The organism is Anoxybacillus sp. ST70 (genome assembly GCF_019553625.1).
Lineage (GTDB): Bacteria > Bacillota > Bacilli > Bacillales > Anoxybacillaceae > Anoxybacillus > Anoxybacillus gonensis.
In genome coordinates this window covers 1-6,768 of the sequence record NZ_JAHZOF010000024.1, presented here as the reverse complement: position 1 = coordinate 6,768, position 6,768 = coordinate 1, and the positions used below count along the sequence as shown (strand labels likewise).

Sequence of the window (6,768 nt, the reverse complement as noted above, 5' to 3'; positions counted from 1 at the left end):
GCACCAGCACCTTTATAGCTGTGTCCTCGTAACGTCTTGATCTACTACCGCCTTTGTAGGTAAAGAAGTCTGGAAACTTCGCTATGTACCGCCTAATTGTAGTGTCTGGAATGTTTGTTTGTTCTGCGAGTTCCGCAATGGTTAAACATTGCCGCACCTTATCGCACCACCTTTCACCAATAACCATCACTACCATTCACCAATCACTTATTAGCCACTATCATTCCAAAAACCTTTATTTAATAGCTTTCTTGATCCACCACAGAACGCCACATACTACCAACAAGTACCACTATAAATTAGAGTGCATGGTTACGTATGTAAGAGGTAATAGCTTTCATACCAGCACACGTATGTGCGTGAACATATTTCCCTGACTTCTCACTCAATTTATATAAAAATAGGTGTCCACTTGGGAAAAATTCTCCGTAAATAATACATTGGTGTCCACGTATTTCAAGTTCATTATTTTCTAGTCTGTACGAAAGATTTAATTCTTTTAATAAATTAACCACATCATTTTTCTGCTGTAAAAGTTTTTTAGGATCACTTTCAAAATACTTTTCTTTTGCATAGTCCATAATATTTGGTTTTTTGTTTAACGGTTTAATTGTCATAGTTACTACCCTCTTTCTGACGGTCTAATAATCACATGGTTAAGCAAACTGTGATTAACCCATGTTAGAAAGTCTTGTAAATCAATGGTCTTTAGTTAGTTAAAGACACACTGTGTTTAATAAACTCTAAAAAGTCAGTAATATCAAGGGTTCAGCACTTTTAATAATCACAATAGTAAAATCACAAGACGGTGTGATTAACAAAGTGGCTTCCGAAACAGTGAAAAATAAATCAGGTTCACCAAGCAAACTTTTTTCTAATTGTGACAAATTTGTGAACGTCTTCAGCCCTACAGCCGCAAGGGTTTTAGCGTTTCGCTAAATTTGTAACAAAACTGTAACATTTTTTAGCCTGTTTTAGGGTGGGCTGTCGTGCAGTTATATAACTGTAATAAACAGTTAGATAGCTGTTAGATAGTTAGATAGTACTTCCCCTTCGGGGGCGAGGGCAAAAGCCCTCGCAATATAAATAAAAAACTAAATGATTCTAACATAATACTGCTAGCAGGATAGATAATAATAATTAGTTAATACATAGAAAGAGGCGAACGAATGAAATGAGTTCGCAAGGCATAAGCCTTTAAGATACGCCGCCGGAACAATTGAATACTGTGCCGCTATTCATTGTGCAAGCACCGTATAACCGCCCTAGACAGTGTAAAAGCTGTTTAGGGCGTTTTTTTATTTTAATTTCGCTTCTTCTTTAACCGTTCCTCAAGTGCTTTTCTTCTCGCTTCGAGTTCCCGTTTTTCTTCTTCCGAAAACTCCGGCGGCGTGTATTCTTTACCTAACCAATCCGGCACTAGTTCCTTTCGCACGATTTTTCTTGCTGACAGTTCCGCATCAGTGTCGGCGATCTCATTTCCATACAGTTTAGGCAACTGTTTCAAAGTAATGTTATAAGCAAGTTTGCAAAGTTCTTCGCTAGTAGCACCATTTTTTAAATAAGGGCGTAATGCACGCATAACGACGACAGCTGCACCGACTTTTTGCGTTTTGGATAGCTGTATGCCTGTTTCTTTAGTGAATTTGTTGGAAGCCCAAATAAAGCGATCATAAACGTCTTTTAAGTTGGTGAACATGAAAGCGAATTGCCAATTTATTGTCTTTGGTACACCGATAAAGAATTTTTTATTTCCGTATGTATTTTCCGTATTTTCCCTAGATGTTTCTTCACTAGATGTTTCTTCACTTAAAGAAACATTTAAATGATTATTATTTTGTTTTTCAGTTTCCGGTACTGTATAGGTAAGAACTTTTTCTGTCGCTTCGTCCTTACTCTCCCAAGCGTTTCCGCCGTTTTCTGTATGGAAATCTGTGCGGAAATCTAAGGAAAAATCTTCTAAATTTAGCCCCAAAAGTTCCACCCAATACTTGAAATATGGGTGATGGACAAATAAATAAATCGGCTTGCCTCTACCGTTGCAGCGTTTCGCACGTCTATAAACTTTAATAACTAGCCCAAGTTCTTCGAGTTCCTTCAATCTGTTTCTTACTGTTTTGCTAGAAATATCGTGGCGGCTTGCTAAATAATCATCACTAGCATAAACAAAACCGAGTTCCGCACCGAGAAAACAAATCATGTCAAACGCTTGCTTTGTACCTTCTTTAAATAAGTGCCAGCGATCACCTATTGCTTTTTTTATGTTATCGAGAAGGCTATATTTTACTTCTTTCTTTTCTTCTTTAGTTTCTGCGTATGGTCTGTATGAGATCATTCGGTTAAATTGCTGTGATTCAACAAAGACAGACATAAAAAACTTCCTCCCACTTTTTTTTCTCGAAAAATGGCAGGAAGTCACATAAAGTTTGTAGTTGTACCCTCACGAAACATGTGATAAACTGTTTATAAACATATGTTAAAGAAGGGTACACTACCCTTTATGTAACTTCTCTGAAGCCTTTAACGTGACTAGTTTGCCGACCGGACACGTTAAGGGCTTTCGTCATTTTTCGAACTATTTAATTTAAAGTAATTTTAACCCTAGTTTTTCTAGTAAATCAATAGCAAAATAATATTCTTGCGATATTTACGATATATCGTAAACAGAAAATGAGATTAAAAGAAATTAAGGTAAGGCAAATTAACTTGTCCTAAATTAAGTTATTTTTGTTTCTGATTGAATTTAAGCGGCTGTAGGGCTTTAAAATGGTGTGCAATTTAATGCTTGCTGGGGGGTCACACTTACAGCGATTAAAAACATTTCTTCGACAGGGCAAAAGCGGCCAGCCCTTTCTATGCCTAGCCCCACAGTAACAGGCACGCCAGCCGCTACCCTATGTAAATGCAGCTTATTTTGTACTAATGCACAATTACAATTTTTAGAAACTGTTATAAAGGCCATAAATAATTTTTAAATGTTCCTATTACGAACATTAGGCACACAAAAAAGCCCTGCTTTATTAGCAAGGCTAAAGAGTTCTTGACATTGATATTTTCCTGTAAAGGGCGATCACCGTTTTATTTTCCTTTTCCCATGCCTCATTCCTTAAAACCGGTATTTTAAACTCTCGTTCCATTTCGGTCATTAAAGCGGCCAGCCTTCTGTCCTTTTCGCCGTTAGGTAAATCGGCGTGAATAATTTCCTCATAGCGTTTATTGAATTGTGCTAATGTCATAATCATTTCCCCCCTAGCGAGTTCCTTAGCAAGTATTTATAAATACGTTCTGTAAGCTGTTCTGCTTCCTCTCGAAACATGGGATCTGATAATGCTTCAATGCACCCCTGCTTTAACTGTTCGTCACTAATGGAATAGTCCCATAAGTAACACCAATTCCACGCAGGAATAGAAACAAGGGCATAATTTTCTGTTTTGGTAAAGTAAACTAGCACCCCATTATTACCTACTTCTTTAAATGTTTTAACCTCGATAGCTTGATAATCCATGTTTGCAGCCCCCTATAGTACAAAATTAGATAAACTGTTTTCTATTTCTTCATCAGTAATTCCGATATATCGTAAAGTGATCTCTGGGTGTGAGTGGTTAAGTATAGTCTGTAATGTAGCAATATCTTTTGTTTGCTTATAGTACCAATAACCAAACGTTTTCCGCATGGTGTGTGTTCCAATGCCTTCTGTAATGTCTACCATTTCAGCCGCCTTATTTAGCTGTCTATACGCTTGTATTCTCGTTATAGGCTTGTCGCCCTTCCGACTAGGAAAAAGCCATTCTGTGCCCTCTAGCGTCTTTATATAGGCGTTTAATTCATCATAGATATTAGTTAAATGAATGGTACGAGGTTTTTTTGTTTTTCCCTCTTTAACAGTTATTTTCTTTTTTCCTTTTACGTCACTGATCTTTAGCTTTAATAAATCACTAACACGTAAACCGGTGTTAATGCCTAATAGAAAAAGTATGTAATCACGTTCTGAACAGTGCCGTTTTAGTGACCATTTCATGTCCTCAATTTTTTCTAGCGAACGAATAGGCTGTACATCTTTAATTTCATCTTTTTTGCTTTTCGTTGCTGTCATTTTAACCCCCTCTTTTCAAACCTAGTAAAATCAACGTTTTGAATGTAACATATTTTTTAACTATCACTATAATATCACATTTTTACCGTTTGTCTAGTATTTTAGGGAAAATGAATGTAACTTTTTATGTATTTTGTTACATTCTATTTTTCCATAACCATTCGGAACTAGTCGCAAACTTTTGACAGCCGTCCAGCCTTTCATATTTCCGTTTTAAGGCGGTTATTTTTAAAAGTAATAGGAAAGTAGGGGGGCAGGGTTAAAACGTCTGTATGGGGCGATATGGGGCTTATACGAGGTGTTAGGGTGTTAGTGTGCTTATTAGTAGGCTGTCGCCCTGTCGGCATGCTGTCATAACTCAAGATATATGATAGTAAACCAACAGCAACGTAGCAAAGAGGCTTCCGGCACTACCATAAGTAACTATCACAACACACCACACAGCAACAGCAGGGACAGCAACGACAGCAAGGACAGCGAACCAACAGCGACAGCTTGTCGCCAGCACCTAGCCGCTTGTTATTTTTCTGATAGGTAGCAAGGGTGTATGGGGTTGGGGCTACCCCTTCCGGCAGCGTGTCAGGCCTCTACTAGTTACATATATAGGCGGAAATATCTCGATGGTAAAAAATGTATGTAGCTATAAGCGATTCAGACGCAACGAGATTCCGTTTTACGCACTATTCCCTTATTAGTTCCCTAAAAAATTTTTTTGCGGCAGGCTGGAAAACCTCGATAGGACATAAAAAAATGAGGCTAGGCACTATTTAGCCTAACCCCTCTTTCTTGATATAGTAACTTACCGAACCGGTAGCAATATTTAATTGTCTTGCGATCTGCCGCACCCCTAGCCCTTGTTTAGCTAGTTGAATTATTTCCTGTTTAACACTTTCTGATAGCTTACGTTTAGTACCGGTACTATTTTTATTAGTAGCACCCCTAGAAGTAACGTATTGATTCCTTACGCCGAAACGATCACCATAAGGCATATCGCAAATATGTCGCTGTGATTCCTTCCCTACTAACCATATAGGCTTAGCATAAAATTCCTGTTCGCATTTGCTACAGCGGTGCAAGATAACCGCTTTAGGGTTTATATATCGTTCTACAGTTGTAACTGTTCCGGCGTACTCTTTATTTAGAACCTCTTGATATTCCTTTTCGCTATTCACTACAGCAACCCCCTAGAAGTTAAAAATAAAAAACCCCACTTGTCTTAAATGACAAGCAGGGTATTTATAAGGGCAAATTACGCAAAGCTTCCTAAAGCCCTAGCACGTTCCGCACGTTGTTTTGCGACTTTCTCAAGATGTTCTTGGCGTGCTTTTTCCATTCGTTCCTCGTTCTCTTTTAACTTGTCTAAATGTTGGCGTAAAGCCTCGCCAACAGCTTCACGTTCCACCGGCGAACTTTTTTGTCTGACATAAAAGTCCATGCCATTAGACATCGGCACAATGTTTTCTTTTCTTCTTAATTCCTCGGCCGCCGCACCGTAAGTCATCTGTAGCGGTAAAGGTAATTTTTTAACTTCATCTATAGCTTCCTTGTCACCATGTGCTAGTCGTCTTACGATTTCTTCATTAAGCATAATAACCACCCTTTTTAGTTAAATGTTAAATAAAAAAGAGGCCTCTACCAGCCACGACTGTTACGAATTTCAAGTGATCGTTTTATATATTCGATTTCCTCGTTACTAATACGCAAGCGGTGAATAGCCTTGCGGATCTTCTTTTCGTAGTATTCGCTTAATGCAAGTTTACCTGTTTCTAATTGCGACAAAACAGACTGTGAAACCCCCATTAAATCGGCAAATTCCTTTTGACTGTAGCCTCTAAACTGTCGCAAATATGGCAGCATATCAGCTGTAATTTTCGGCTTGTAAGGTAGCCGCTTCCCTTTTTCTAATTGCACCAGCACCTTTAACACCTCGCTGAATAAAATATTAACTTTAAGGTAAATAAAAAGAAGTGCCACCGTAGGCACTTCTTAAAGCGGTTATTAGCTAATAACCAAAATCCGCAGGGGCTAGGATAGAAAGCCAGCACCTTAACCCCTTCACTTTATAGCTTGCGACAGGCTACAAATTACAGGCAATAATCTATTAACTTTAGGGTAGAAAAAACCGCTTTATTTTAAGCGTTGTCGCCTGTCCATTCTTCAAATTGTCACCGTTTGCCGCCGAATAAACGTGCCCAAAAAGAAGGCTTTTCTTTACGTGTCGCCGCTGTCGCCGCCGCTTCTAATAATGTTTTCTTTTCTTCCTGCATAGCCCTAATTGATTCCATTAGCATTTTGTCACGTTTTTCTATTGATTCCCTTATAAACCTTTCCTGCTGTTCTAACTTCTGTAAAAGTAGCTTGTTAAATTCCATTTGCTGCTGTAGGGCTTGCTTAATTTCCTCTATGTCCTCCGCTGTCGCTAGTGTCGGCGTTGTCTTGTCCTTGTCCTCCGCCTCTTTATCGCCATCAATTATCACAGCAAATTCCTTGCGGAGAAAGGCGTCAACCTGTTCCGTTTCATAACCAGCGTCATAAAGGTTTTTAATTCGCACCAGCACCTTTATAGCTGTGTCCTCGTAACGTCTTGATCTACTACCGCCTTTGTAGGTAAAGAAGTCTGGAAACTTCGCTATGTACCGCCTAATTGTAGTGTCTGGAATGTTTGTTTGTTCTGC

The 6,768-nt window shown here is 38.7% G+C and carries 10 protein-coding genes; all 10 read right to left on the bottom strand.

Annotated elements, in window-relative coordinates:
- Positions 1-196: MerR family transcriptional regulator (locus tag K1I43_RS15350; RefSeq protein WP_220382703.1), on the bottom strand; the 196-nt coding region annotated here is incomplete at its 3' end.
- A 103-nt stretch (positions 197-299) separates the two neighbouring features.
- Positions 300-617, bottom strand: coding sequence for a hypothetical protein (locus K1I43_RS15345; RefSeq protein WP_220382702.1), 318 nt, complete (start codon positions 615-617; stop codon positions 300-302).
- Positions 618-1,303: 686 nt separating this feature from the next.
- Positions 1,304-2,371 carry a DeoR family transcriptional regulator gene (locus K1I43_RS15340; RefSeq protein ID WP_220382701.1) on the bottom strand — a complete coding sequence of 356 codons (1,068 nt, stop codon included), beginning with the start codon at positions 2,369-2,371 and terminating at the stop codon, positions 1,304-1,306.
- 658 nt (positions 2,372-3,029) lie between these two features.
- On the bottom strand, positions 3,030-3,236 hold the full coding sequence (locus tag K1I43_RS15335; RefSeq protein ID WP_220382700.1) for a hypothetical protein: 207 nt from the start codon (positions 3,234-3,236) through the stop codon (positions 3,030-3,032).
- Between the two features lie 2 nt (positions 3,237-3,238).
- Positions 3,239-3,505, bottom strand: coding sequence for a YueH family protein (locus K1I43_RS15330; RefSeq protein WP_220382699.1), 267 nt, complete (start codon positions 3,503-3,505; stop codon positions 3,239-3,241).
- Positions 3,506-3,517: 12 nt separating this feature from the next.
- Complete coding sequence (locus K1I43_RS15325; RefSeq protein ID WP_220382698.1) at positions 3,518-4,093, bottom strand: site-specific integrase; 576 nt, start codon at positions 4,091-4,093, stop codon at positions 3,518-3,520.
- Positions 4,094-4,860: 767 nt separating this feature from the next.
- Complete coding sequence (locus tag K1I43_RS15910) at positions 4,861-5,265, bottom strand: LuxR C-terminal-related transcriptional regulator (RefSeq protein ID WP_220382697.1); 405 nt, start codon at positions 5,263-5,265, stop codon at positions 4,861-4,863.
- A gap of 77 nt (positions 5,266-5,342) precedes the next feature.
- Positions 5,343-5,681, bottom strand: coding sequence for a hypothetical protein (locus K1I43_RS15315; protein ID WP_220382696.1), 339 nt, complete (start codon positions 5,679-5,681; stop codon positions 5,343-5,345).
- Positions 5,682-5,725: 44 nt separating this feature from the next.
- Positions 5,726-6,067 (bottom strand): helix-turn-helix domain-containing protein, encoded by a 342-nt coding sequence (locus tag K1I43_RS15310; RefSeq protein ID WP_220382695.1) that lies wholly within the window; start codon positions 6,065-6,067, stop codon positions 5,726-5,728.
- A gap of 191 nt (positions 6,068-6,258) precedes the next feature.
- The coding region (locus K1I43_RS15305; RefSeq protein ID WP_220382694.1) for a MerR family transcriptional regulator at positions 6,259-6,768 on the bottom strand (510 nt) is incomplete at its 5' end.

Excerpts from the sequence above, each read along its gene's own strand:
- K1I43_RS15345 (WP_220382702.1), bottom strand. The coding sequence starts at position 617 with ATGACAATTAAACCGTTAAACAAAAAACCAAATATTATGGACTATGCA.
- K1I43_RS15340 (WP_220382701.1), bottom strand. The coding sequence starts at position 2,371 with ATGTCTGTCTTTGTTGAATCACAGCAATTTAACCGAATGATCTCATAC.
- K1I43_RS15335 (WP_220382700.1), bottom strand. The coding sequence starts at position 3,236 with ATGACATTAGCACAATTCAATAAACGCTATGAGGAAATTATTCACGCC.
- K1I43_RS15330 (WP_220382699.1), bottom strand. The coding sequence starts at position 3,505 with ATGGATTATCAAGCTATCGAGGTTAAAACATTTAAAGAAGTAGGTAAT.
- K1I43_RS15325 (WP_220382698.1), bottom strand. The coding sequence starts at position 4,093 with ATGACAGCAACGAAAAGCAAAAAAGATGAAATTAAAGATGTACAGCCT.
- K1I43_RS15315 (WP_220382696.1), bottom strand. The coding sequence starts at position 5,681 with ATGCTTAATGAAGAAATCGTAAGACGACTAGCACATGGTGACAAGGAA.